The organism is Deinococcus detaillensis (genome assembly GCF_007280555.1).
In the GTDB taxonomy this organism is placed as follows: Bacteria; Deinococcota; Deinococci; order Deinococcales; family Deinococcaceae; genus Deinococcus; species Deinococcus detaillensis.
In genome coordinates this window covers 89,744-113,940 of sequence record NZ_VKDB01000005.1, presented here as the reverse complement: position 1 = coordinate 113,940, position 24,197 = coordinate 89,744, and the positions used below count along the sequence as shown (strand labels likewise).

Annotated in this window: 20 protein-coding genes; 6 read left to right on the top strand and 14 right to left on the bottom strand. The window is 61.2% G+C overall.

Features of this window, described 5'->3' with window-relative positions; all coding sequences use genetic code 11:
- The first annotated feature begins 54 nt into the window (after positions 1–54).
- A complete protein-coding gene (locus FNU79_RS07230) occupies positions 55–2,529 on the top strand; it encodes a CU044_2847 family protein (protein WP_143720204.1) in 2,475 nt (824 codons plus the stop codon).
- On the opposite strand, the gene FNU79_RS07225 is transcribed toward FNU79_RS07230, so the two are convergent.
- From FNU79_RS07225 to FNU79_RS07210, 4 genes are all read right to left on the bottom strand, one after another.
- Complete coding sequence (locus FNU79_RS07225; protein ID WP_143720203.1) at positions 2,526–3,014, bottom strand: DinB family protein; 489 nt, start codon at positions 3,012–3,014, stop codon at positions 2,526–2,528. The two genes, FNU79_RS07230 and FNU79_RS07225, sit on opposite strands and share 4 nt — an antisense overlap.
- Positions 3,011–3,793, bottom strand: coding sequence for a methylenetetrahydrofolate reductase (locus tag FNU79_RS07220; RefSeq protein WP_143720202.1), 783 nt, complete (start codon positions 3,791–3,793; stop codon positions 3,011–3,013). Before FNU79_RS07220 ends, FNU79_RS07225 begins: the two co-directional genes overlap by 4 nt.
- Positions 3,790–7,470, bottom strand: a complete 3,681-nt coding sequence (gene metH, locus FNU79_RS07215; RefSeq protein WP_143720201.1) for a methionine synthase — start codon at positions 7,468–7,470, stop codon at positions 3,790–3,792. Before metH ends, FNU79_RS07220 begins: the two co-directional genes overlap by 4 nt.
- Before the next feature lie 373 nt (positions 7,471–7,843).
- On the bottom strand, positions 7,844–8,779 hold the full coding sequence (locus tag FNU79_RS07210) for a ferritin-like domain-containing protein (RefSeq protein ID WP_143720200.1): 936 nt from the start codon (positions 8,777–8,779) through the stop codon (positions 7,844–7,846).
- Between the two features lie 369 nt (positions 8,780–9,148).
- On the opposite strand from FNU79_RS07210, the gene FNU79_RS07205 reads away from it, so the two are divergent.
- Together FNU79_RS07205 and FNU79_RS07200 are read left to right on the top strand one after the other, a co-directional pair.
- Positions 9,149–10,240, top strand: coding sequence for a GTP pyrophosphokinase (locus tag FNU79_RS07205; RefSeq protein ID WP_225429932.1), 1,092 nt, complete (start codon positions 9,149–9,151; stop codon positions 10,238–10,240).
- 104 nt (positions 10,241–10,344) lie between these two features.
- Complete coding sequence (locus tag FNU79_RS07200; protein ID WP_143720199.1) at positions 10,345–13,374, top strand: alpha-amylase family glycosyl hydrolase; 3,030 nt, start codon at positions 10,345–10,347, stop codon at positions 13,372–13,374.
- A gap of 80 nt (positions 13,375–13,454) precedes the next feature.
- Here the strand turns inward: FNU79_RS07200 and FNU79_RS07195 are convergent, their stop codons facing one another.
- From FNU79_RS07195 to FNU79_RS07185, 3 genes are all read right to left on the bottom strand, one after another.
- Complete coding sequence (locus FNU79_RS07195; protein ID WP_404825774.1) at positions 13,455–14,198, bottom strand: ABC transporter ATP-binding protein; 744 nt, start codon at positions 14,196–14,198, stop codon at positions 13,455–13,457.
- A gap of 77 nt (positions 14,199–14,275) precedes the next feature.
- Complete coding sequence (locus FNU79_RS07190; RefSeq protein ID WP_143720198.1) at positions 14,276–15,094, bottom strand: ABC transporter permease; 819 nt, start codon at positions 15,092–15,094, stop codon at positions 14,276–14,278.
- The gene (locus FNU79_RS07185) at positions 15,091–16,185 is read right to left on the bottom strand and encodes an ABC transporter substrate-binding protein (RefSeq protein ID WP_143720197.1); all 1,095 of its coding nucleotides are present in this window, start codon (positions 16,183–16,185) and stop codon (positions 15,091–15,093) included. Before FNU79_RS07185 ends, FNU79_RS07190 begins: the two co-directional genes overlap by 4 nt.
- Here FNU79_RS07185 and FNU79_RS19060 point away from each other — a divergent pair.
- Complete coding sequence (locus tag FNU79_RS19060) at positions 16,184–16,327, top strand: hypothetical protein (protein ID WP_185974636.1); 144 nt, start codon at positions 16,184–16,186, stop codon at positions 16,325–16,327. The two genes, FNU79_RS07185 and FNU79_RS19060, sit on opposite strands and share 2 nt — an antisense overlap.
- A gap of 79 nt (positions 16,328–16,406) precedes the next feature.
- Here FNU79_RS19060 and sat read toward each other — a convergent pair whose 3' ends face one another.
- The 5 genes from sat to FNU79_RS07160 all read right to left on the bottom strand — a co-directional run bounded on the left by sat (position 16,407) and on the right by FNU79_RS07160 (position 21,071).
- A complete protein-coding gene (gene sat, locus FNU79_RS07180; RefSeq protein ID WP_185974635.1) occupies positions 16,407–17,591 on the bottom strand; it encodes a sulfate adenylyltransferase in 1,185 nt (394 codons plus the stop codon).
- A gap of 176 nt (positions 17,592–17,767) precedes the next feature.
- On the bottom strand, positions 17,768–18,529 hold the full coding sequence (locus FNU79_RS07175) for a phosphoadenylyl-sulfate reductase (protein WP_143720196.1): 762 nt from the start codon (positions 18,527–18,529) through the stop codon (positions 17,768–17,770).
- Complete coding sequence (cysC, locus tag FNU79_RS07170) at positions 18,475–19,029, bottom strand: adenylyl-sulfate kinase (RefSeq protein WP_143720195.1); 555 nt, start codon at positions 19,027–19,029, stop codon at positions 18,475–18,477. The genes FNU79_RS07175 and cysC overlap by 55 nt, the downstream gene beginning before the upstream one ends.
- Positions 19,026–20,624, bottom strand: coding sequence for a nitrite/sulfite reductase (locus tag FNU79_RS07165; RefSeq protein ID WP_143720194.1), 1,599 nt, complete (start codon positions 20,622–20,624; stop codon positions 19,026–19,028). Before FNU79_RS07165 ends, cysC begins: the two co-directional genes overlap by 4 nt.
- Before the next feature lie 21 nt (positions 20,625–20,645).
- Positions 20,646–21,071, bottom strand: coding sequence for a DUF4395 domain-containing protein (locus tag FNU79_RS07160; RefSeq protein ID WP_225429931.1), 426 nt, complete (start codon positions 21,069–21,071; stop codon positions 20,646–20,648).
- A 135-nt stretch (positions 21,072–21,206) separates the two neighbouring features.
- On the opposite strand from FNU79_RS07160, the gene FNU79_RS19635 reads away from it, so the two are divergent.
- Positions 21,207–21,338: a hypothetical protein gene (locus FNU79_RS19635; RefSeq protein ID WP_263862364.1), complete on the top strand. Its 132-nt coding sequence runs from the start codon at positions 21,207–21,209 to the stop codon at positions 21,336–21,338.
- Positions 21,339–21,355: 17 nt separating this feature from the next.
- Complete coding sequence (locus FNU79_RS07155) at positions 21,356–23,122, top strand: ABC transporter ATP-binding protein (RefSeq protein ID WP_143720192.1); 1,767 nt, start codon at positions 21,356–21,358, stop codon at positions 23,120–23,122.
- A gap of 49 nt (positions 23,123–23,171) precedes the next feature.
- On the opposite strand, the gene FNU79_RS07150 is transcribed toward FNU79_RS07155, so the two are convergent.
- Together FNU79_RS07150 and FNU79_RS07145 are read right to left on the bottom strand one after the other, a co-directional pair.
- A complete protein-coding gene (locus FNU79_RS07150) occupies positions 23,172–23,597 on the bottom strand; it encodes an Ohr family peroxiredoxin (RefSeq protein ID WP_143720191.1) in 426 nt (141 codons plus the stop codon).
- A 99-nt stretch (positions 23,598–23,696) separates the two neighbouring features.
- Entirely contained in the window at positions 23,697–24,164 is a 468-nt protein-coding gene (locus tag FNU79_RS07145; protein WP_143720190.1) for an Rrf2 family transcriptional regulator, read from the bottom strand.
- Positions 24,165–24,197: the final 33 nt, after the last annotated feature.

The following is a 24,197-nucleotide window of genomic DNA, read 5'->3' as shown; positions in this document are numbered from 1 at the left end:
AGCCGTTTGACGCTCCTTTGACGCCCACCGTTTAAGCTGAAGGTGGGGGAACGTATGCAGAACGAAACCGAGCAGACGACCGAGCAGGCCAGCCCGTCACCGTTCAGCGCGGCTGGGTCAATTGGTAGAGCTATTCGCCGCATGGTGGACATTGCGCCGCAGGTGCAAGACGATCTGGCGACCTGCGACCCGCAGCCCAAGCAAAATCTCAGCGCCGTGTCCGAGCGGATGCGCAGCGCCGCCCGCGCTGGCGGAGCACTCTCGGCCCGCGACGTGGAGCAGATTATCGGCAACACCAATGACCTCCTCGACGTGAACTATTTGCAGCGCGGTTTGCTGGCCTCCCGAACAGTGGCCTTCATCAAAACGCCAAGGGGCAGCGCCACCGGCTTTCTGGTGGGCCTGAATTTGCTGCTGACCAACTGGCACGTGCTGCCCTCGCTGGCGGTGGCCGCCGAGTCCAGCGCCGTATTTGACTACGAACTGGACTTGCACGGCCTCCGGAGCCCCGCCCACACCTTCCGCCTCGCGCCGCAGCAAGGCTTTTGGAACAGTGAGGCGCTGGATTACGCTTTGGTGGCTTTAGAGCCCCGCAGCAGTGACAGTCCCGGTAACAACACACGCGAGTTGGCCGATTGGGGCTTCCTTCGCCTCAGCGGAGACGCTCATAAAACCGATGTGGGCTTGGATGTCAGTGTGATCGGCCACCCGCAGGGCCAGCCCAAGCAAATCGCCCTGCGCGAAAATAAAGTGCTGCAAGTCGGTGACAGCGGCGATTTTCCCTTGCTGGCCAAAGATGACCGCTTGTGGTATCAAACCGATACCCAGCCTGGCAACTCCGGCAGTCCGGTGTTTAATGACCTGTGGCAAGTCGTGGCGCTGCACCACGCCGCCGTGCCGCGCAGCCGCGAGCAGGGCGGTGAGAAGCAGTACCTCCTGCGCCCACTCAGCGACTCGGTCACTGATGCCAAGCAGTGGACCAGCGCGGCGGAAGCGGGCCGCTACCGCGACGACCAGGTCGTTTGGATTGCCAACCAGGGCATTCGCATTTCCAGCTTGGTGGCCGACCTTCGCAAGCGCCAAATGGCCGAGGCCCACCCGATTTTGAGCGCCTGGGTCAGCGACCTCGACGGCCAGCCCGCTTACGCTGGAACATCCACCGAAGACCATCTGGTGACATTCGCGGGCCACTCGGATGCAGGGGACTCGGACAGCACGGAATTGCTGGAGAGAGGCAAATCCGTAGGCGATAAGACCGGCCAGCCGAGTTTTCCGCCCAACAGTTACGCTGACCGTGACGGCTACGGTCCCAACTTTTTGGCCGTCCCAGTGCCGCTGCCCGACTTGGGCAAAGCCGTAGAGTGCTTCGGGCCTGCCGTACCCCTCTCAGACGGCTCCGGCGTCGAACTCAAGTACCGCCATTTTTCTGTTGTGATGAGTCAGCAGCGCCATATGGCTTATTTCACAGCGGTCAATATAGACGGCGCACAGTCGTTCGATTATCCCCGCAAGAATGACGTATGGCACTTCGATTCGCGTATTCCCGCCGAATTTCAACTTGGCAACCAGATGTACAGCAATGAACCCGGCGCACACGGCTTTTTTGACCGGGGACATCTGGTACGCCGCCGCGATCCGATCTGGGGCGTGGGTGAGGTGCTGAAGCAGGCCAACGACGACACCTTTCACTGGACAAATTGCAGCCCGCAGTATTGGGAATTCAACCAAAGCGATACGTTGTGGCAGGGCTTGGAGAATTTCATTTTCGCCAATACTGACAAGGACAACCTCAAAGTCACCGTCTTGACTGGCCCCATCTTTGCGGACGACGACCCGCTGCACCGCCAAATTCAAATCCCGCAGCAGTTCTGGAAAGTGGTGGCGGTCTGTGACGCCGCTGGAACTTTGATGACCAGCGCTTATACCGTCAGCCAAGCGCCGTTCGTCAAAAACATTCCTTTTGAAGCGCTGCCAGTGGGGCCGTACAGCACTTTTCAAGTCGGTATTCCTTACTTGGAAGGATTGACTGGTTTAGATTTTGGCGAAACGGTGCGGGCGGCAGATGTATTCGCTGGCAAACAGCCTAAAAAACTTGACCGCGTTGCGGATATTGCGCCTCTAAAACCAATCCAGCCCGCCGTTCAAACCACTCAACGAGCAGCATCTCCGAGTGCCGATCAGCTCGGCGTAGAACTGGAAAATGGACAGGTTCTGTATTTTGAACTGGCTCAAGCGAGTGAACAGGAAGGTTCGCAGACCCGTCAACTCAGTCAAGACGGCGGCCCATTCTTGCAAGTGGGGGAAACGCTGCAAGCGGCCCTCAAGAAAGCCTTGCCCACCCTCACAGACATTTCGCGAAGCCTACAAGACATCAATCAACCCGATGAGTTGTGGTTGCAAATCGGCCTCAAAGTCACGGCGGACGCCAATATTATTTTGGCGCGTCTAGGTACCGAGGGCACGCTCAATGTCACCCTCAAATGGATCAATACTTTGCCGGACGGCAGCAAAAAGCCACTGGAGCGTTAGCTGTTGGCGTCCAGTAACCGCCGCACCACCACCACCTCCCCCAAGTGATAAGCGTTGTGGTCGGCGATCAGCAGCGCCTCGCGCAGCCACGTCTGTCCGCCGCCGCCCGGTTCAGCGCCGTTGGGAACTACGGCAAACGGGTCAGCGTTGTCTAGCAGCGCCAGAAACTCGTCCAGATCGGTTTGCAAACCCTCGGCGGTCTGCTGCCAACTCTGTGCCGTGCCTGCCGTTTTGGGCCAGTAGTCGGCGGGCCAAACTTTCTCGGCGTAATCGGTGTCACGCACAAACTCTAAAATGTCGCGCTGGGTAGACCACAAATGCCACAGCAGGCCCCAGGCCGTGTAAGGGAGGCCCAAATCCGTATTGATTTGGTCTAGGGGAAAGTCGTCCAAGACATTGTCCAGATTCAAATGGGCTTGGCGCTCAGTCAGCAGGGCGCGGAGATGGGTTTTGAGCGCTTTGTCTGTGGCAAGGTCTTGACTCACAAAATCCCCCCCAAATATTCGCTGAGGCTCTCCTTGATCGGCATGAAATAAGTGTGGCCGCCGACTTCTGAGGCAAAGCTGAGGACTTCCTGTGCCCAGGCGCGGTTGGCGTCCAGCGTGGGCGTGAAGTGGCGCGGGAACACCGCCTTGTTGCGGTTTTGCCAGTAGCTGAAACTGCGCTCGGTGGTCACTGAAGTCGCGCCCCAGAAGACTTGCTGGGTGGGCAACAGCTCGGCCCAAACGTCCATCAAGCGGCGGTCGAAAAACGGCTGGGTAAAAAAGCCCACCGCGCCCGCTTCCAGCTTGGCCTCGGCGTAGTCGCGCTCGCGGGCAAAACTCTGGCGGTAGGGGTCGAGGCCCGCCCAGACCTTGATCTCCGGCAGCTCGCGCCGAAATTTGCGGATGATGTCCAGCGAGGTCACGTCGTAAGTGTGCTGGCTCATGTCGCTGGGCGCGTCGCCCTCGATAATCAGCACTTCGCTGATTTTGTGCTGGCGCAAAAAGTCGCCCATCTTCAGCGGCTCACGCGGATTGATGTCGATGGCGCGAATGTGCGGAATCGCCTCCGGCACGTGTTCGAGAGCCATTTGACAAGCTTCCCAGCTGCGCATCCGGTAGCGCAAAAAGTCGGGGATGTTGACCACCTGCACGTTGCCGAGGCTGCTGCTGAGTTCGGCCAGCTCGGTTCGCAGCGACGTGCGGCTGCGCGGCACCAACTCCACGCTGACGCGGGTGAGTTTGGGCGCAGTCTGCACGGGTTCGGCCAGAACCGAAGTCATGCCGTCACCGTTTCAGGCTTTGTTTTGGGGATCACAGGCTGCGGGTCGTAGGCCAAGTTGGGCGCGAGCCATTTCTCGGCAACGTCGAGCGTCCAACCTTTGCGGGCCGCGTAATCGGCCACCTGATCGCGCCCGATGCGGCCCAGTGCCAGGTATTTGCTGTCTGGGTGCGCCAGATACAGCCCCGACACGGCGGCGGCGGGCAACATGGCGCAGCTCTCGGTGAGTTCCATACCGACGCTCTGGGCGTCCAGCAAAGCAAACAAAGTGCGTTTCTCAGTGTGGTCAGGCTGGGCCGGATAGCCGGGCGCGGGCCGGATGCCCCGGTAGCGCTCCTTGATCAGGTCGTCGCCGCTCAGCGTTTCACTTTCCGCGTAGCCCCAATACTGACGCCGGACATCTTGGTGCAGTTTTTCGGCAAAGGCCTCGGCCAGTCGGTCGGCCAGCGCCTTGACCATGATCGAGTTGTAATCGTCAAGAGCCGCCGCATACTCGCGGGCCAGCTCGTCAGCGCCGTGAATGCCCACCGCGAAGCCGCCGATCCAGTCGGGCGACTCGGAAACGAAGTCAGCCAGGGCGGCGTTGGGCACCGTCTGGTCGCGCTGCTGCCGGAGGGTGTGAAAGGCAGTGTGGTGTTTGGGCAAGGTGATGTCATCTTCCACCCGCCGCGCAGGCCACAGCCCGATCACTCCACGTGCCGTGAAGCGTTTCTCGGCAATGATCTTGGCCAGCAGCGCCTTGCCGTCCTCGTAGAGCTTGCGGGCCTCCACGCCCACTGAGGGATCGCGCAGAATCTTGGGATACACGCCGGGCATTTCCCAGGCGATGAAAAACGGCGTCCAGTCTATGAAGGGGAGCAGCTCGCTGAGGTCTTGCTCGATGACCGTGCGGCCTGCTTGCTGGGGAGCGGGGGCGGGCTTGTCTTCAATCTTGGGCGCACGCTGGCGGGCCTCATCAATGCTCAGCAGGCGGATATTGCGCTCGCCGTGCCGCTCGCGCAGGATGTCGTACTCGGCTTTGACGCGCTCCGTGATTTCTTCGCGCCGCTGAATCAAATCACCCGCCACGCCCACCGCCCGACTGGCGTCCAGTACGTGCACCACTGGCCCGCCGTTGTAGGCCGGATCGATCTTGACGGCGGTGTGGGCGCGGCTGGTCGTCGCGCCGCCGATCATCAGCGGCGTCGTCAAACCGCGCCGCGTCATCTCGCGGGCCACGTTGGCCATCTCGTCCAGGCTCGGCGTGATCAGACCGCTCAGCCCGATAATGTCGGCGTTCAGCTCTTTGGCGGCGTCCAGCACCTTCTCAGCGCTGACCATCACGCCCAGATCGGTGACATCAAAGCCGTTGCAGGCCAGCACCACGCCCACGATGTTCTTGCCGATGTCGTGCACGTCGCCCTTCACCGTTGCCAGCACGATTTTGCCCTTGCTGGTGCTACCTCCGGCTTTCTCGGCCTCCAGGTACGGCATCAGGTAGGCCACCGCTTTTTTCATCACGCGGGCCGACTTGACCACCTGCGGCAAAAACATTTTCCCGGCCCCGAACAAATCGCCGACCACGTTCATGCCGTCCATCAGCGGCCCCTCGATGACTTGCAGCGGCGACTTGAGAAGCTGGAAGGCTTCCTCGGCGTCGGCGTCTACGAAATCGGTGATGCCGGAAATCAGGGCGTGCTTGAGGCGCTCCTGCACGCTGCCGCCGCGCCACTCGCTGACGGCACTGACCTCGCGTTTGATGCCTTTATAGCGGTCAGCCAGCTCGATCAGGTTCTCGGTGGCGTCGGGGGTGCGGGCCAGGATCACGTCCTCCACGGCCTTTTTCAGTTCCGGCTCAATCTCGTCGTACACCGCCAGCATTCCGGCGTTGACGATGCCCATGTCCAGCCCGGCGCGAATGGCGTGGTACAGAAAGACGGCGTGCATCGCCTCGCGCACATGGTTGTTGCCCCGGAAGCTGAACGACACGTTGCTGATGCCACCCGACACCTTTGCGCCCGGCAAGTTGCGCTTGATCCAGCGCGTCGCCTCAATGAAGTCCAGGGCGTAGCGGTCGTGCTCGCTCATGCCGGTGGCCACCGTCAGCACGTTGGGGTCAAAGATGATGTCCTGCGGTGGGAAGTCGGCCTGCTCGGTCAGCAGCGTGTAGGCCCGCGTGCAGATCTCTTTGCGCCTCTCCAGGTTGTCAGCCTGTCCGGTTTCGTCGAAGGCCATCACCACGGCGGCGGCTCCGTAGCGCCGCAGCAATCTGGCCCGCTTCAGGAATTCCTCCTCACCGTCTTTGAGCGAGATGGAATTGACCACCGCCTTGCCCTGCACCCTTTTCAGTCCGGCTTCCAGAATGCTCCAGCGGCTCGAATCCAGCATGAACGGCACGCGGGAAATGTCGGGTTCTCCAGCCAGCAGATTCAGGAAATGAATCATGGCCGCCTCGCCGTCGAGCATGCCCTCGTCAAAGTTTACGTCAATGATCTGTGCGCCGTTTTGGACCTGCTGGCGGGCAATTTTGAGACCCGCGTCGTAGTCGCCTTCCAGAATATGCTTGGCAAACTTGGGGCTGCCGGTCACGTTGGTGCGCTCGCCCACGTTGACGAAGTTGGTCTCCGGCGTCACGGCGAACTGCTCCAGGCCGCTGAGTCGCAAAAAGGGTGCGAGCTTTTTCGGGCCGCGCGGGGCGTAGGGGGCCACCGCCGCCGCAATCTGGCGGATGTGTTCGGGCGTGGTGCCGCAGCAGCCGCCCACGATGTTCAGCAGGCCCTCCTCAGCAAAAGTTCTCAGTACTTCGGCGGTGTGTTCGGGCAATTCCTCGTACTCGCCGAAGGCGTTGGGCAAGCCCGCGTTGGGGTGAACGCTGACCAGCGACTCGGTGTTCTCGGCAATCGAGCGCAGGTAGGGCCGCAGGTGGTCGGCTCCCAGCGCACAATTCAGGCCCAGGCTAAACGGTTTGGCGTGGGCCACGCTCACCGCGAAGGCTTCCGGCGTTTGCCCCGACAGGGTGCGCCCCGAGGCGTCAGTAATGGTGCCCGAAACCATTACGGGCACGCGCCTCCCGAGTCCGCTGAACACCGTTTCTACCGCGAATAAGGCGGCTTTGGCGTTCAAGGTGTCGAAAATGGTTTCGATCAGCAGCAGATCGGCCCCGCCCTTCAGCAAGCCGCGAATCTGCTGGGCGTAGGCGTCGTGCAGTCCGTCGTAGGTCACGGCCCGGAATTCGGGTCGCTCCACGTCGGGTGACAAGGTGGCCGTGCGGTTGGTCGGCCCGATGGAACCGGCCACAAACCGCTGCCGCCCGTCCCGCGCTTCAAACTCGTCGGCTACTTCGCGGGCCAGCCGCGCGGCCTCCACGTTCAGCTCGTCCACCAGATGTTCCAAGCCGTAATCGGCCTGCGCAATCACCGTGCTGGAAAAAGTATTGGTCTTGGTGATGTCTGCGCCCGCTTCAAAATACAGAGCGTGAATCTTTTTCAGCAGATCGGGGCGGGTCAGTTGCAGCAGGTCGTGATTGCCCTTGTACTGCCGCGTCTCATCGAATTCGGGTCGGCGGTAATCGGCCTCGGTGAGTTCCTCGCGCTGAAACATGGTGCCCCATGCGCCGTCCAGAATCAGGATGCGCTCGCGGGCCAGTTGCTCTAACGTGGGTCGGGCTAAATCACGGGGCTGGTCATGAAGCTGGGTCATCTTGTGTTGTCCTTCTAAAACTCAAAAAACCGCCCTCGTTCTGCCTTTGGTGCGCGGCAGTGGAGCGGGGCGGCAGGTCTCTTATGCCGAAAAAGCTCCATCGTTCCTGCGCCGGGGAAGTCAGTCCGGAAGCCATCGTTGGCGTGCAGGCTGGCCTGAGCACCGTGCCCGAAATGGGGGGCCGGTTGCCGCGCCGTCAGTGAGCCAGTTCTCTCGGGCGCTTCTGGATGGGAAAAAAAGTTCAGCACTTGCGGGTGCTGCTCAGCAGTTTAGCGTGAAGATCGGTCAAAAGGGCGGGACTGGGCAGACAATTTGGTGAGGTGATACCAAAAAGCGGCCCCCCATAAGGAAGGCCGCTTGGAGTTGGGAAAGTTTAGACGAGGCCGGTGAAGTCCCCAGTGAGGCCGTTGGGGAAGAACAGGCCTTTAGCCGCGTCCTTGGCACCGTAAACGATGTTAAGCACTTCACGGGGAGTGCGTCCGAAGGCAATAGTGGTTGCAGGATCGGCCACCACGATGTTGGCTTTGCCGCCAACAGTAATGCCCTGATCCTTGCCGCCGCCCAAAGCTGCACGCAGGGCGCTGATGGCGTTGATGAGTTCCTCAACCGTCAAGCCGTAAGGGGTTTTGATATCTTTTTGAGCGTAAAGCAGGGTGCGGATTTCGCCCGCGTGGTAAGCTTCGACCGCCAAGATACCAGCAGCCGAGTCAAGGATGCCGCCAGCTTTGTCGTCGACGATTAGGCGGGCTGCGCCTTTGTAAGCGGTAACGCCCACGTCTTCAAAGATGAATGCGCCGTGCAGGAAGAACAAATCGTTGAGGTAAGGGTTGAAAGCCGGGCTAAGAACTGCCGGAGCTGCGATAACTTTGGCATTGTAAGCTGTCGCGTTGGCGGCATCAGCGAAGGCTTGTCCGATATCAATCACGGGGCGGTCAACAGCCGCACTGCCCAACAGGCCGCGCAGAGCCTTGACGTGATTCAGTTCGTCTTGAGCGATTTCATTAGCATACTGACGTACAGCATCGCTGGCAAAGGCAATGGAGGTGTTGCCGTCAAATCCAGCAGGAAGACGAATCTCAGCGCTGCCGCCGATGGCTTTGAGTTCACCCAACCGACCCACAGCTGCCGTGTAAAAGGCGGCTTCCAAATACTCCAAGTTCAGAGCGAAGTTACCGATTTTCGCGTCGTAGTTGGTTTTGGTGGGGGCGGCCACAGCGGGCGCACATGAGGCCAAAACGGCTCCGGCTCCCATCAGACCAGCGGCGGAGAGGAATTGACGGCGGTTGGGCAATTTACGATCTTCACTCATAAGAACTCCTTATAGCAAACACAAAGGACGGGGGGCATTTGCCGACTCGCCAAGAAACCCGAAGGGATGTCCGACACTGTGTTGTATGCCGAGCTTAGCCGATTGGATGTGGAAGTATGAACGTCCCCACCTTTGCCTAAAGTTCATGTAAATGTTCGGTTTCTTATTTAGGTACATATAGATTTTAATTTAGCCTCGTCTAAAAAAAGGAAGACAAATGAAGAGACAGAGCACGCCTATCGTTTCTGTTGTGACTCTGCTCGCCTATGAAGCGGCCCTCACTTTGTGGTCAGGGGTTTACGTCTGTGCGGGCGGCGGACTTGTAGGGCGTGTCCATCCAGCCCGTGCGCCTTGCACTAGCATATCCACGTGACCCTTTCGCCCCCCTCGGCTGAGTTGGTGGCCGCTTACCGCGCCAAGCACGGCGATTACCTCGCGCTGCGCGAAGACGCGATGCGCCTGATCGAGGGCCTGATCGAGGGCGCGGGCATCAAGATTCACCACCTCACCTCGCGCATCAAGACGCCCGGCAGCCTCGCGGAAAAAATGCGGCGCAAACCCGGCAGATACGCCCAGCTCTCCGACATCACCGACTTGGTGGGCGTGCGGATCATCACTTACTTTGAGCAGGACGTGGCGGCAGTGTCACGCGCCTTGGAAGCGGTCTTTGACATCGACTGGGACAACAGCGTGGACAAAAGTAAATTCCACGATCCTGACCGTTTCGGCTACATGGGCGTGCATTACGTGATGCGTTTTGAGAGCCGCAAGTACACGGGTGGCCACTCACCGCTTTTCGAGGTGCAGATTCGCAGTATCTTGCAGCACGCCTGGGCCGAAATCGAGCATGATCTGGGCTACAAGAGCCGCGCCGCCGTGCCCAGAGAAGTGCAGCGGCGCTTTTACCGCTTGGCAGGCCTCTTAGAGGTTGCAGACGAAGAATTCATGACGATTCACCGCCTCTCGCAGGACTACGTGGCGACCTTGCCCGAACGCATCGAGCAGGCCCCCGACGGCGTATTTATTGACGCGCAGAGCATGGCTTATCTGATTCACGACCCCTTTATTCACGGCCTCGATCTGGAGGTGGCCCGCGCCCTCAATGTGCCGCTGCTGGAAGACTGGATCGACCCCGAGCGTCCGCAGCGCTTATCCAGCATTCTCGATTATGTGGGGGTGCGCTCGGTAGGACAGCTTCACAAGGAGCTGCACCGTTTGAAAGGCGAAGTGGTGCAGTTTGCCGCCGCGCTCAATCCCGAACTGCGGGATGTCTGGACGCCCACTGGCGGCGCTCGCCCCGGCACCAGCATCATGCACTACGCGCTGTGGCGGGCCTGCGGTCACGCGGGCTTGGAGGCCGATGTGGTCGCCAAATTGCTCGATTTGCGCGGCTCGTCCGGCAGCTTGGAAACGCGGATTCGGGCGGTGTACGCCAAGGTACACGGCGAGCGGGCGGTGTGAGTCAAACAGGGGTGAGCCAAAAGTAGCCGCGAACCCCAAACAGGCCAAAATAAGTCAGAACAAGCTTGACAAATTCGCTGATCCTGGCTTCAAATGAGTGGCGTATGACAATTTCAATGCTCGGTAAGCGTCTGGGGGCGTTGGCTCTCCTGTCACTCACGCTGGCGGCCTGCAACCCCGTGCCCCCACCGCCCAGCGGCGCTCAGCAGTGGCAAGACGAAGTGATTTACTTTGCGCTGACCGACCGCTTCAGCAACGGCGATACCAGCAACGACAACGGCCCCAACCGGAATGCGGGCGACGTGGCCGACAAAACCAATCCGCTGGGCTGGCACGGCGGCGATTTTAAGGGCCTGACCGCCAAAATCAACTCGGGCTACTTCAAGGCGCTGGGCGTCACGACTTTGTGGGTCAGTCCGGTTGTGCTGCAAGTTCCGGCCATCCCGGTTAACGACGGCCCCAACAAAGGCAAATTGTTTGCGGGTTATCACGGTTACTGGGCCGAGGATTTCAAAGCCGTAGACCCGCACTTCGGTTCGCTGGCCGATTTCAAGACCCTGATTTCGGCGGCGCACGCCAGCGGCCTGAAAGTGATTCAAGACATCGTGGTCAACCATGCCGGATACGGGGCCGCGCTGACCACCCAGCATCCCGAATGGTTTCACACGGACGCTGAGTGCAAGGTGGCGGTCAACACGCGCACCGATTGCCCGCTGGCCGGTTTGCCGGATTTCAAGCAGGATATTCCCGCCGTCACGACCTTCCTCAACGATTTCGTCAAGTACTGGCGCAGCAACACTGCTATTGACGGCTTCCGGATCGACACCATGCAGCACGTGCCCGACAGCTATTGGCAGCAATTTTTTGCGGCGGGCGGCGCGGGAGACGCCAGCAAGATCTGGTCGGTGGGTGAAGTCTTCAACGGCGAGCCGAGTTTCCTGGCCAACTACATGAAGCTCGGCTCGCCCAGCGTCTTTGATTTCCCGCTTTACTACGCCGTCACCGAGCAGCTCAGCAGTGCGGGCGGCAACCTCGCGGTCATCGGGGACGTGTTTGCCAAAGACGGCGCTTACCCCGACGCCTCGCGTCTGACCACCTTTGTAGACAACCACGATGTGACCCGCTTTATCACTCAGGTGATTAACAAGGGCGGCTCGGCGGACGAAGCCCAGCAGCGCCTCAATCTGGCACTCAGTTTGATCTACACGGTGCGCGGCACGCCCAGCATCTATCAGGGCACCGAAAACGCCGCGCCGGGCAAAGGCGATCCGTACAACTACCCGCTCGGCGAGGGCAACCGCGAAGACATGGTGTTTTCGGGGACTCCGGTGCTGCAAAGCCGATTGGCGGCGCTGGCCAAGGCCCGCAAAGACTATCCGGCGCTGCGGCGCGGGGCTCAGCAGGAGTTGTACCGCTCCGGCAGCGTCTACGCTTTTCGGCGGGTCGTCAGCGGCAGCGATCCGGTGGTGGTGGTGCTGAACAACAGCAACGCAGCGGTTGATTTAAGTACCCTCGGCGGCGGCATTGCCCTGCTCGGCACCTTTTCCGGCTCCATTAATGAAATCACCGGACAGACCAGCACGCTGAGCGTCTTGAATGGGCGGCTGATCGGCAGTGTTCCGGCCCGCAGCGCCCTGATGCTCAGCGGCAATACTGGCAGCGTGGTCATCAATCCGGCCTTGCCCGAAGTTGCCAGCCTCAGCGCCAAAGCGGGCGACGGCGCGGTGGGCCTGACCTGGACACCCAGCACCGACAGTGCGGTCAGCGGCTACCGCGTCTACGCCACGCCCGCAGGCGGCAAGGAAAGTCAGCTCAACTTTGCACCGATTGCCGCTGCGCAGGGCAGTTACGTGGCCAGTGGCCTGAGCAACGCGGTGGCCTACCGCTTCCGGGTGGTCACGGTGGACAGCCAGGGCAAGGAAAGCACCGGGGTCAGCGCCTCGGCCACGCCCAGCACCTCGGCCACCACCGATGTCACCTTCACGGTGGACGCCCGCACGCAGGGCAACGGTCCCATTGAGCTGCGCCGCTTCGACACCGGCAGCCAGGTCGCCTATCCGATGACCCAAACCGGGCGCGGCATCTGGAAGACCACCATCGCCTTGCCGCTTTACCGCGATATCACCTTCAAGTTTGGCAACAACGCCGCCTACGCCAAAAACAGCGGCTACGAAGGCCCGAATCAAGACAACCGCAAGCTGAATACCGGTCTCAGCACCAGTTACAGCGGCACGTTTGACTTCATCAGCGTGCCAGTGCCGACTTCCAGCTTGGAAGGGAAAGTTACGGGCGGCGGAAAACCGCTCTCCGGCGCACTGCTGACGGCCAGCGGCAACGGCGCGGACGCCAATCTCAACTACGGCTTCAGTTTCCCCGACGGCAGCTTCACGGTGCTGACCGCAGCAGGAGCGCAAAAACTGATTGCCAGCAGCGCCGACTTGCCGCCGGTCACCAAAGACGCGGTGGCTCCGGCCAAAGACCTGACGGTTGAACTCAGCGCCCCGCCGGTCATCACCCCGCCCAGCGGCCTCAACTACAAGATTGACGGCGACCTGAGCGACTGGGCAGCGGCTCCTCTCAAGCTGAACAGCCCCAACGCGGGCGTGTTCGGCGACAACAACAACTGGCTGACCTTACTGGCCGACTCGGACGCCACCTACTTGTATTTGGCTTACACCTACAAAGTGGACGGCAACAAAGCTATTTTGTACTTGGACACCAAACCCGGCGGCGCAACCAAAGCCGATGGTTTTGACGCTTGGAAGCAGGCCGCCAGCTTCAGCGCCGCTCAGCCCGATTTCTTCCTCGCCCGTTACAACAATGAAGCGCCCGAACTGCGCCAAGTGATCAGCGACAGCGCCACCAGTCTGCTGAACGCCAACAACTACACGGTGGCGACCAGCGGCACTCTGCCCGACCAAACGGTGGAAGTGGCGATTCCTTGGTCGGCGCTGGGCCTCAGCGGTAAGCCAGCGGGCGGCGTCAACTTCTACGGTGGCATCTTCGGCGGAGACGGCTACGGCGCGGGCGACATCGTGCCGGACGCGGGCAGCACTCCGGCGGGAGCCAATACCATTGGCACCTCAGGTGATAACCGCAAAGTGACGTTTAGCGTGCCGCTCAACTTGCCTTAAACCAGAATCCAAAAAGCCAGCCGCCGCCTGAATGAAAAGGCGGCGGCTGTTTTGCTGATGCGGGCAGGGTAATTTCGCCGCTAGCCTTCTTCCATCACTTCCCTGAGCTTTTCTACACTCAGTTCCTGCGTCGGCGCGTCGAGTACCACTTGACCGCCGCGCAGGGCCACCACCCGCTCGCCTAGTTTCAGCGCTTCATCCAGGTTGTGGGTCACGAAGACCACCGTGATGTGCTGTTCTTGCCAGATGCCGCGCAGTTGCTCGCTCAGGTCGGTGCGTGTGCGCTCGTCAAGGGCGCTGAACGGTTCGTCGAGCAGCAGCAGGCCCGGACGGGTCGCCAGAGCGCGGGCAATGGCGACGCGCTGTCGCTGCCCGCCCGACAGTTCGTGAATCCGGCGCTCGCCGTACTCGGGGAGGCCGACTTGAGCCAGTGCCGCTGCTCCCCTGCGGCGTTGCTCATCTTTGGGCACCCGCTGGGATTTGAGGCCGAAGGCGACGTTTCCGGCCACCGTCAGCCACGGAAACAGGGCGTGTTCTTGCTGCACCAGGGTCAGCGCGGGGCTCGGGCCGCTGACGACTTGCCCGGCCAAGCGCACCTCACCTTGCTGCGGCCTGAGGAAGCCTGCCAAGACACTGAGCAAAGTGCTTTTGCCACTGCCCGACGGCCCCACGATGGTCAAAAATTCTCCCGCTCCCACCATCAAATTGATTGGCCCCAGTCCGGCGGATTTTTGCCCGCGTTTGCCGGCGTAGTGGTAGGCCACGTCCGAGAGTTCCAGCGTGGCTCCACTGGGTTGGTTCACGGCGGCAGCGTCGGTACTCACGCCGCTCAGTTTAGCGGCCTCGCTGCGGCGCGGCAGGGGCCGTTCTTTAACAATCAGGTCTTCTGCTCTGTTTACAGTCACGAGCCTGCCTCTAAGCCGTAGTCGCGGCGAATGCGGCTTTCCAGCGTGCGGATCAGCAGATCAAACAGTGCGCCGATAACCCCCACGATGATGATGGTGGCCATCACCAAAGCCATGTTGGAGGTATTGCGCCCGATTTCGAGCAGGCGGCCCAGCCCGAGGTTAGACGTCAGCAGCTCCGCGCCGATCAGGGCACGCCAAGAAAAGCTCCAGGCGGTTCTGAGGCCGGTGACGATGTTGGGCACCGCCGCAGGCAGCAGCACCCGCGTCACCAAGCCGAAGTGAGTCGCGCCGAGGGTGCGCCCCGCCGTGCGCCACGCCGGAGGAACATTGAGCACCGCGCCCGACACTGCCAGCGCCACCGGAATAAAGCCTTCTAAAATCACCACAAAAAAGACGGCCCGCTCGTTGAGGCCCAAAAACAAAATCGCAAATGGTACGAAGGCGATGCTGGGCACGCTCTGGAGACCCTGTAAGTACGCCCCGAAAGTTTCGCGCAGGGGCCGCCACAGCGACATCAGCAGGCCCATGATCCCGCCGAGGCCCACCGCGATGACGTAGCCCAGCGCCACCCGCCGCAGAGAATTGCCCACTGACAAGAGCAGCTTGCCGTCTTGCGGGCCGCTGCCCCAAAAGCCGTAATAAAATTCTTCCCAGACGTCTTTGGGGCTGGGAAACACATACTGCGGCTTGACTTTGAAGACGTCGGTACACAGCCACCAAACGCCGACAATAAGGAGCAGGCCCAAAATCTGCCAAACAAAGGTCATGTTGCGGCTGCGGCGCAGCACTTTGGCCGGGGTCAGCGTGGTCATTTGATGCCCATCAGGGTGCGGGAAGCGCCCGGCTTGGGGAGCTTACTTTGGGTTTCCATCAGCGAATAGAGCATGGTCAAATTCACCAGTTTGTCGAAGTCGGGCAGTTTGCGGCTGTAGCCGGCATTGATATTGAGCTGGCCGTATTCTTTGAGCGCTTCGGTGTCCACGTCCGCCGTGAATTTGGTGCGCTGCATGGCCCGCTGCAAAGCGCGGGGATCGATCTTCTGGTTGGCGAGTTTGAGCAGAGCGCTGCTGACGGCGACCTGCGCGGCGGCGGGCGATTTGTTGAGAAGCGCCACCGCTTGAAGGTGCGCCTTGAGAAAGCCCTTGACGATTTCGGGATTGGCCTGCGCGAATTTGGTGTTGACGATCACCACCGCCGCCGGATAATTGCCGCCGCGCCAAATGCTTTTTTCGTCGGCGATGACTTTATGGCCCTGCGCTTCCAGCACGGCTCCCCAGGGTTCCGGCACCAGCGCGGCGTCTATTTGTTTGTTCAAAAAGGCGCTGCCCACGTCGGCGGGCGCAACCGAAACAATGGTCACGTCGCCGTTGTCGCTCTGCGACTTGAGGCCCGCGCCGCTGAGCATGTTGCGCAGCAGCACGTCTTGAGTGTTGGCCAGTGCCGGAATCGCCACGTTTTTTCCGGCGAGATCTGCCAGGGTTCGCACGCCTGAATCTTTTCGGGCCACCAAGACGGCCCCGGCGTTGGCAGAACCGGCGATAATCTGCACCGGCATTCCCTTGGCCGCGCCGTTGATGACCGGGCCGGGGCCGATAAAGCCGATGTCCAGCGCTCCCGCCGCGAAGGCTTCGTTGAGGGTGGTGCCGGAGGTAAATTCTTTGGTTTCGACCTTGACCCCTTTGATTTGGGTGTCGTAATAGCCTTTTTCGTAAGCCACCAGCGCCGGAGCGTGGGTCAAGTTGGGAAAAAAACCGATGCGGACGGTGCTGGCCGTGGGCGGCGTGACACTCTGGGCCAGCGCCGATTGACTGAGGAGCGTTTGACTCAGCACCAGCGGCGCTGGACTCCAACTCAGTGAAGTCAGGATCAGCACGGCCAAGGACTTGCGGGTGCGGTGCGTCATGTTGACCCTCCGGATGAAAGTGTGCGGGATAGGAAGGCAACGGATAAAAGCGGTGGGCAAAAGCCAGATCGACCGACTCGCCCTGAGCCGTGACGACGTTCAGTATCTCAGCAGACTAAAAGTCGAGCGGCTATTGGTGTGAGTTTGATGGAAAAACAGCTAAGGCGAGGGGGCGGGCTTGAAGAGTTTGGACAAGATTTCACGCTGATCTCGGCAGTGCTCTAACTTTGCCGCTGATACGCCGCCCGCAGCACTTCGGCGACCTCTGGGCGGCTAAATTCGGCGGGTAAATGCTGACCGGCCCGCAGCTTCTCCCGCACCTTGGTGCCGCTCAGGATCAAATGGTGAGAACTGTCGTGCGGGCAGGTGCGCGGGCTGACCAATTGGCTGCAGGTCTGGCAATAAAAGGTGTGTTCAAATTTGAGAATCTGGATGCCGAGTTCTTGCGGCGTGTACGCTCCGAAGATCTCCTGCGCGTCGTAGGTGCCGTAGTAGCTGCCGACTCCGGCGTGGTCGCGCCCCACGATAAAATGGCTGGCTCCGTAATTGCGCCGCGACAGCGCGTGCAACACCGCTTCACGCGGCCCGGCGTAGCGCATGGCGGCGGGGTAGACGCTCAGCAGCGTGCGCTGGGACGGGTAATACTTGTCCAGCAGCACTTCGTAGGCCTGCATTCTGGTGGCAGCCGGCACATCATCCCCTTTGGTCTGGCCGACCAGCGGGTGCAGCAGCAAGCCGTCCACCAGCTCCAGCGCCACTTTTTGCAGGTATTCGTGGGCGCGGTGAATGGGGTTGCGCGTCTGGAAAGCCACCGTGCTGCGCCAGCCGCGTGCCTGGGTAACCTCGCGTACTTCGGCAGGTGTGCGGTGGGCATTTGGGAAGTCGCCGCGCGGCACTTCAAACAAAGTCACCTCACCGGCCAGATAGACGTCTCCGGCAGCGTAAAGGGCCGCCACGCCAGGGTGGGCTGGGTCGGTGGTGCGGTAGACCTCGCGGGCCTCGTAGTCCTTTTGCGCCGCGAATTGCTCGCTGACTAGCAAGGTGCCCACTGGCTGTCCGGCGTGCGTCAGCAGCACCCGCCCGGTGTACTGCCCGGCTTCGTCACGGTGAACCGGCAAGGTGATGGGAATGCTCCAAGGCGTGCCGTCGGCGAGGCGCATGTGTTCAATCACCGACAAGTAATCTTGCTCGCCCAAAAAGCCGGTCAGCGGCGAATACGCTCCGGTGGCGATCATTTCGAGGTCGGCAAAGCTGCGCCCGCTGAGCTCCAAGCGCGGCAAGTGCTCAAATGCGCCGAGCTCAAAATCTTCGCCCAAACGCACCACGCGGCTGACGAGTTCACCGCCCAGCGGCGTCGGCAAAGTCAGGGGAGAGGCAGCGAACTGGGTCAGTGGAGTGAGGGTCATTTGGGTGTCTCCGAGTGGGGATGGTTGAAGAAATGAGTTGGGAGAGAGTCTAGAAGAGTTGATAGAAAGGGTCAACTATTGGAGTGTGGAGGAAGGCAATCGCTACGGTCATTTTCCCTGTGTTGCTCTTCAGGGGAAGGGGGAATGCGCCAGTACCTAGCTTCAGAGGCCCAGATTCAGAGCTGCCCCGCTCCCGCCCAAAGCCCGCATTCGGTCTTGCCTTTACCGGCCCAGCGGCCAGCGCGGGCGTCTTCTCCAGCATGTACGGCGCGGGTGCATGTCCAGCAACCGACGCTCAGGAAGCCGTCAAAGTACAGCGGATTCACAGGCAAGGCATGCTCGGCGGCGTAGGCCTCCAGCATCTGGCGTGTCCAGTGGGCCAGCGGATTGATCTTGCGCCTCGCGTTTCCATCTTCTACAAAGGCAATCTCGGCGCGGGTGCTGGCCTGATCGCGGCTGCGGGCGTTCAGCAGCGCTGAAGGAGCTTTGCCGCGCAAATACTGTTGCAGCGGCGCGACTTTGCGAACCGCGCAGCAAGCATTTGGATCAGAGGCGTACAAGTTGTCCGGCGTCTGACCGTCCTCAGGGTGTGCGCCCGCGCTCAGCGTTACGAATTGCAGTTCGGGATAGCGGGCCGCGAGGCGATTACGGGTCGCCAGCGTTTCGGGGAAATGGTATCCGGTGTCCACGAAAACCACTTCGCCCGAGTAGCCGGCCCGCACCGCCAAATCGAGCAGCACCACGCCGTTGAGGTTAAAGGCGCTGGGCATCACCAGATCGGGATGGGCTTGCAGCGCCCAGCCGATCACGTCCAACGGGTCGGCGTTGGGCTTGAAATGAGGCAGGACTGCAAAATTGGTTCCAGCACGGTGCGTTAGGACGTTCACGCTTCCACGTCTTGCCGGAGTCCGGCCAGCGGGCGAAGGCGCTCCAAGCATTCGGCCACGCTGAGTTGATCGGTTCGCAGGTGCAAATCCGGCGCGGTGGGAGCCTCATAAGGAGCAGAGACGCCGGTAAAGTGGGCAATCTCGCCCGCGAGGGCTTTTAAGTACAAACCCTTCACGTCGCGCTCAGTGACAGTTTCCAGCGGCGCGTCCACGAAGATTTCGTAGGCGCTAGGAAGCTGGCTCAGCACTTCGCGGCGGGTTTGGGCGTAAGGGCTGATGGCGCTGACAAGTACCGTGACGCCGTGCCGCGCCAGCAGTCCGGCCACGTAGCCGATGCGCCGCACGTTGGTGTCTCGGTCGGCTTTGCTAAAGCCTAGGCCTTTGCTCAAATTCTCGCGCACGCCGTCGCCGTCCAGTAGCTCAGTCCTGACGCCCGCCGAAACGAGTTCCTGATACAGCGCACTCGCCAGCGTGCTTTTGCCCGCGCCGGATAAGCCGGTCAGCCATAAGACTCGGCCTGTGTGTTGACTCTGTTGCTGGGCGCTGCTCACGCCAGCACCAAGTCAGGTTCGGCGGCCAAAACTGCGTCAGCCAAAACATGGTCGGGCAAGAAATTGGCCTGTCCCACGCGGTCGGCGTACTCCACGAAGCTCTCGGCGGCGGCTTTGTTGGCTTTGAAGTCGCTCAGCACTTTGTCGGTGTACTCGGTCAGGCGCTCGGCGGGCACCACGCCCCTAAGTTTCGCGCCCACTCGCTCGGCTTGCCCAATGCTTCCGGCCAGATGCACGTTGTATACCTCGTCAAACGCGCCCTCCTCGCCCTCTTTGCTGGCCCGCTGCGCTCCCATAAAGCCCAGATCGGCCACCTGATAGCGGGTGCAGGCATTCGAGCAGCCCGTCAAATTGATCACGAACGGCACGTCTAAGTCGCTGTGCTTGGCTTCCAGCTCATCGATCAGGCCCGCCACCCGCGCTTTGGTTTCGGTGAGCGCCAAGCGGCAAAACTGGGTGCCGGTGCAGGCGATGGTGGTGCCGCGCAAGGTGGCTTTGGGAGCCAAGTCCAGCGCCCGCAGTTCGTCGGTCAACGCGTCCAAATCTCCGGTTTTGACGTGCGGAATCATCATGTTCTGAAAGGCGGTGGTTCGCACGACCCCTTTGCCGTACTCATCAGCTAAATCCGCCAGCGCCCGCGCCTTCTCGGGGTTGATCCGGCCCACCGTCGTGGACAGCACCACATAATTCAGGCCGTCACGCTGCGGGTTGATGCCCAGCACGTCGCTGCCGCCGAAACGGGCCACCGGCGCGGCGGGGCCGTCCTGCATTTTGTAGCCCAGATACTGAGTTTCTACGATCTCGCGGAATTTTTCCACGCCGAGGTCTTTGATCAAGTACTTGAGGCGGGCTTTTTTGCGGTTGAGGCGGTAGCCGTGATCGCGGTAAGCGCCTGCAATGGCCCGCCCAACCTCCACCACTTGCTCGGGCTTAATGAATACCCTCAGCCGCTTGGCGAGGTGCGCCACTGCGCCTAAGCCGCCGCCCACCCACACGTCAAAACCCACTTCGCCACCGACTTCGTGCGCCAAAAAGCCGATGTCATTGATCAGGTGAATGCCTTCGAGTTCCGGCGTTGCCGTGATGCTGATCTTGAATTTGCGCGGCAGGTCTTCAAAGTCTTTGTTGCCGCTCAAGCTGCCTTCCATCGCGGCGGCCAGTGGGCGCACGTCCAGGCGCTCGCGGGCGTCGAGTCCGGCCAGCGGCGAAGCAATGACGGCCCGCACGGTGTCGCCGCAGGCTCCGCGTGTGTGCAGTCCCACCGTTTCTAAACGCTCCAGAATGGCGGGGATGTTTTCAATTCTCAGCCAGTGAAATTGGAAGGCTTGGCGGTCGGTCACGTCCAGTAGGCCGCGTCCGTAGTCCTCGGCAATGCCCGCCACCACCCTCAGTGCGGCGCTGCTCAGCTCGGCGGTGGGCACTTTGACGCGCATCATCAGGTAGCCGTCTTCCTGCGGACGCTGCGGATAAACACCGGCCCACTTGAGCAGATCCATTTTCTCCGGGTCGATGGCTCCGGCGGCGGCGTACTGCGGAATCAGGTTAAAGATTTCAAAAGGCGGCAGCGACTTTTTCAGAAGTTCAATATCAGACATGGAGGCTCCGGTGGGATCGGGTCAGGCTTTGGCGGTCAGGCGGTAGCGCAGCATCTTGTACTGGAAGTACATCCAACACCCCACACAAACGCTTTTGGTCAAGTTGAGCAGCGCCAAGCCAATCACCACAAAGCCGAGAACCACGCCCAGTCCGGTAAGGCCGCTCAGCAGTGCCAGCGCCGAAGCCAGCAAGAATGCGCCGCCGACGCCCTGCGCGAAGTGGTGCGCTTCAGGCGACTCGCCGACCAGATTGGGTTTCAGGCCCAGCAGGGGAGACGCGGCGAGGTAAGCCGCTTTCATGGGGCTGCGCTTGGGCCACACCGCTCCCGTGAGCATGGCGGCACCCAGCGCAGCGATCAGCCAAGGCTGGCGAAACAGCAGAGCGGCGGCGGTAAGGCCCACCACGCTGAGCTGGTTGAACTTGAGGGCCGAGAGGTCAGTTTGCACGCCCGGTATTATTGACCAAACTTGTCAATAAAGAAAGTGAGTTGTTTGGTCAACTTGTCGCGCCAACCGAATACCCAAGCTGAGACGGCTTCCTGCGCCAAGCACATGGTGTTTTATGGGCGCGAGAAAGGGGGCATGACCGGCGTTTCAATCCGTGCCTATGACTTCATTGCTGAATCAGATTCTGAACTGGATGAACGGATCAGCTTTGAATCTGGGCTGGAAGAAACTGAGCAAGACAATCCCTACACTTGGCAGCCATTTTGAGGCGCTAGCCTCAGCGGATGCTCTCCCCAGCTTCTCCACCGGTTATTCGCCGTCTCTACGGCTTGCTGCTGCCCTACCGCCGCACCGTGCTGATTGGGATGTGCTGCTTGATCGGCAGCGTGGCCGCCGAACTCTATCCGCCGCTGGTGTGGGGCCGGGTGGTGGATTTGGGCCTCATGAAACGCGATTGGCGCTTTGTCGGCTGGCAACTGGCGCTGCTGGTGGTCATCTTTGCCGCGCAGCAGGTGTTGGCTGCTTGGCGCGGGCTGCTGCTGGAGCGGGCCGGGCAGCAACTGACTTTTGATCTGCGGATGCGGCTGTATACCAAACTGGCTGGGCAATCGGCGGCTTACTTTGAATCTCAGCGCAGCGGCGACCTGCTTTCCCGCGTTACCGCCGACGTGGACGGCATTCAAGATGTGCTGCTGCGCGGCACCGACGCCGTGCTGGGCAACGCTCTACGTCTGATCGGGGTGGTCGCTATTTTCATCGCTCTGCAACCACTGCTGGGCGTGATCGTGACGCTGCCGATGCTGGTGGTGGGCCTGCTGCTGCGGCGCTACAACAGCAATGTCCGCCCGGCTTACCGCGCGGCCCGCAACCGCCTCGGCGATTTGTCGGCGCTGATTGCGGACCGGCTGGCGGGTATCCGGGTGGTGCAGGGCTTTGCCCGTGAAGACGCTGAGGCCCAAAAAGTAGAAGCCATCGGTGAGTCGCTGTATCAGGAAGGCGTTAAGGCCGTGCAACTGCGCAACCGGGCTTTTCCGGTGGTGCGCTTCGTGTCCAACTTCGGCAACATCTTGATGCTCGGCGGCGGCGTGCTGCTGATCAGTCGCGGTCAATTTACGCTGGGCGGCCTACTGGCTTACCGGGGCTACGGGCGCTACTTTTACGGCCCGATTGACGACCTGGTCAATATCAACGACTTGTTGCAGCGGGCCGAAGCCAGCGGGCGGCGCATTTTTCAGGTGCTGGACGCGCCGCAGCAGATCGCCGAGTTGCCCGGCGCTCGCCCACTCGCTCAGCCTGCACGCGGCGAGGTGGCCTTCGAGCACATCACCTTCGGCTACGACTCCGCCGCGCCTGTTTTGAAGGCGCTGAGCCTGCACGTTCCGGCGGGGCAGCGGGTGGCGCTGCTCGGCGCGTCGGGTGCGGGCAAAAGCACACTGATCGGGCTGCTGACCCGCACCTATGACCCCCAAGCAGGGCGGGTCACTTTAGACGGCCAAGACGTAAGCGAGCTGACCTTGCCTTCGCTGCGCCGCGCTGCCACCGTAATGCAGCAAGACACCTTCCTTTTTCACGACACGGTGCTGGAAAATGTCCGGTACGCCCGACCAGACGCCGCTCCCGAAGAAGTGCAGGCGGCTTTGACGGTGGCGGGTGCGGCTGAGTTCGTGGCTGCCCTGCCGCAGGGTCTGAACACCATGGTCGGTGAGCGCGGTGTGCGGCTGTCGGGCGGCCAGCGCCAACGCCTCGCCATCGCGCGGGTGCTGCTGGCCAACCCTGCCGTACTGCTCCTCGACGAACCCACCAGCGCCCTGGACACCGAATCGGAGACGCAGATCGTCGGCGCTCTGGAACGCTTGATGCGGGGCCGCACCGCCTTAATCGTCACCCACCGCTTGTCGCTGGCCCGCAGCGCCGACCGGATCGTGGTGCTGGAAGGCGGAAAGGTCGTGGAGGACGGCAAGCCCGAAGTGCTGCGCCGCCTGCGCGGTGGCCGCTACGCCGCGCTGGAGCAAGCCGCCCTGCTCTCCGAGGGCATGCTGGCCGACGACTGAGCAGAGCGAGAGAAGTAGGTTGTAGAGTAAGCGCTAAGAACCGCCCGCTTCAGGATTCGTGGAGACGGTATTCGATCTTGTCACCCAGAGCGCGGCTGTAGGCGCAGATGGCTTTGCCTTTATCGACGAGGTGCTGGGCCTGCTCCCGCGTCAATTCGGGCAAGGTGATGTCCAGCGCTACCGTCAAATCATGCGGCTCACCGTTGGCAATCAAGCCGACCTCGGCCCGCACGCCCATCACCCCGAACTCGGGATAGTTCTCGGCGTGGGCGGCTGCGCCCATCGCGCTTTCAAAACAGGACGCCAGCGCGGCGGCAAAGAGCTGCTCCGGCGTGCTGCCTTCTCCGCCGTTGCCGCCGAGTTCAGTGGGCACGGCCAAGCGGACTTTGAGTTGACCGTCTTGGCTGTCCACGTGTCCGGCGCGGCCTCCATGAGCGTCGGCGGTGGTTTGATAAATGGGCGTCGGTTTTGTCATGTTTGCCAGTGTGCTGGGCACTGCGCCCGCTCTTGGTAGGAGGTGATACGGTTTCGGCTCAGCGCTGAAGTTTGGTTTAGAAAAACGAAGCGGCTCAGCTCAGGCGTTGGGCTTGAGCAGGTGCCCCAAGCAGTGGCCGTAACTCACTCCCTGCTGGGCGTCAATCACCAAATCCTGTACGCTGAATTCTTGCAGCACCGAGAGCATGGCGTCCCTCATGCGGGTATAAATCGTGTTGCGGGCGTGGCAGCGCTCTTCTTCCACACAACTCTCGCGCCAGTTTAAGCTGATGCACGACAGCGGAGCCACCGGCCCGTCCACCGCGCGAACCACCTCGCACAGCGAAATGAGCTGCGGCCTGCGCGCGAGGCAGTAGCCGCCGCCGATGCCTTTTTTGCTTTTCACCACGCCTTTGGCGCTGAGCGCGGCCAGAATCCGCACCAAGTAAGGCCGGGCGATGTGGGTGTGTTCGCTGATCTCTTCGCTGGACACCCAGCGGGGGGCCTCCTGCGTGCCGAGGTAGCCCAGCGCCTGAAAAGCATAGATGTCGGTGGTGGATAAGCGCATAGAAGTCTGAGTTTAGCGCTTGTTGAGCTGTTT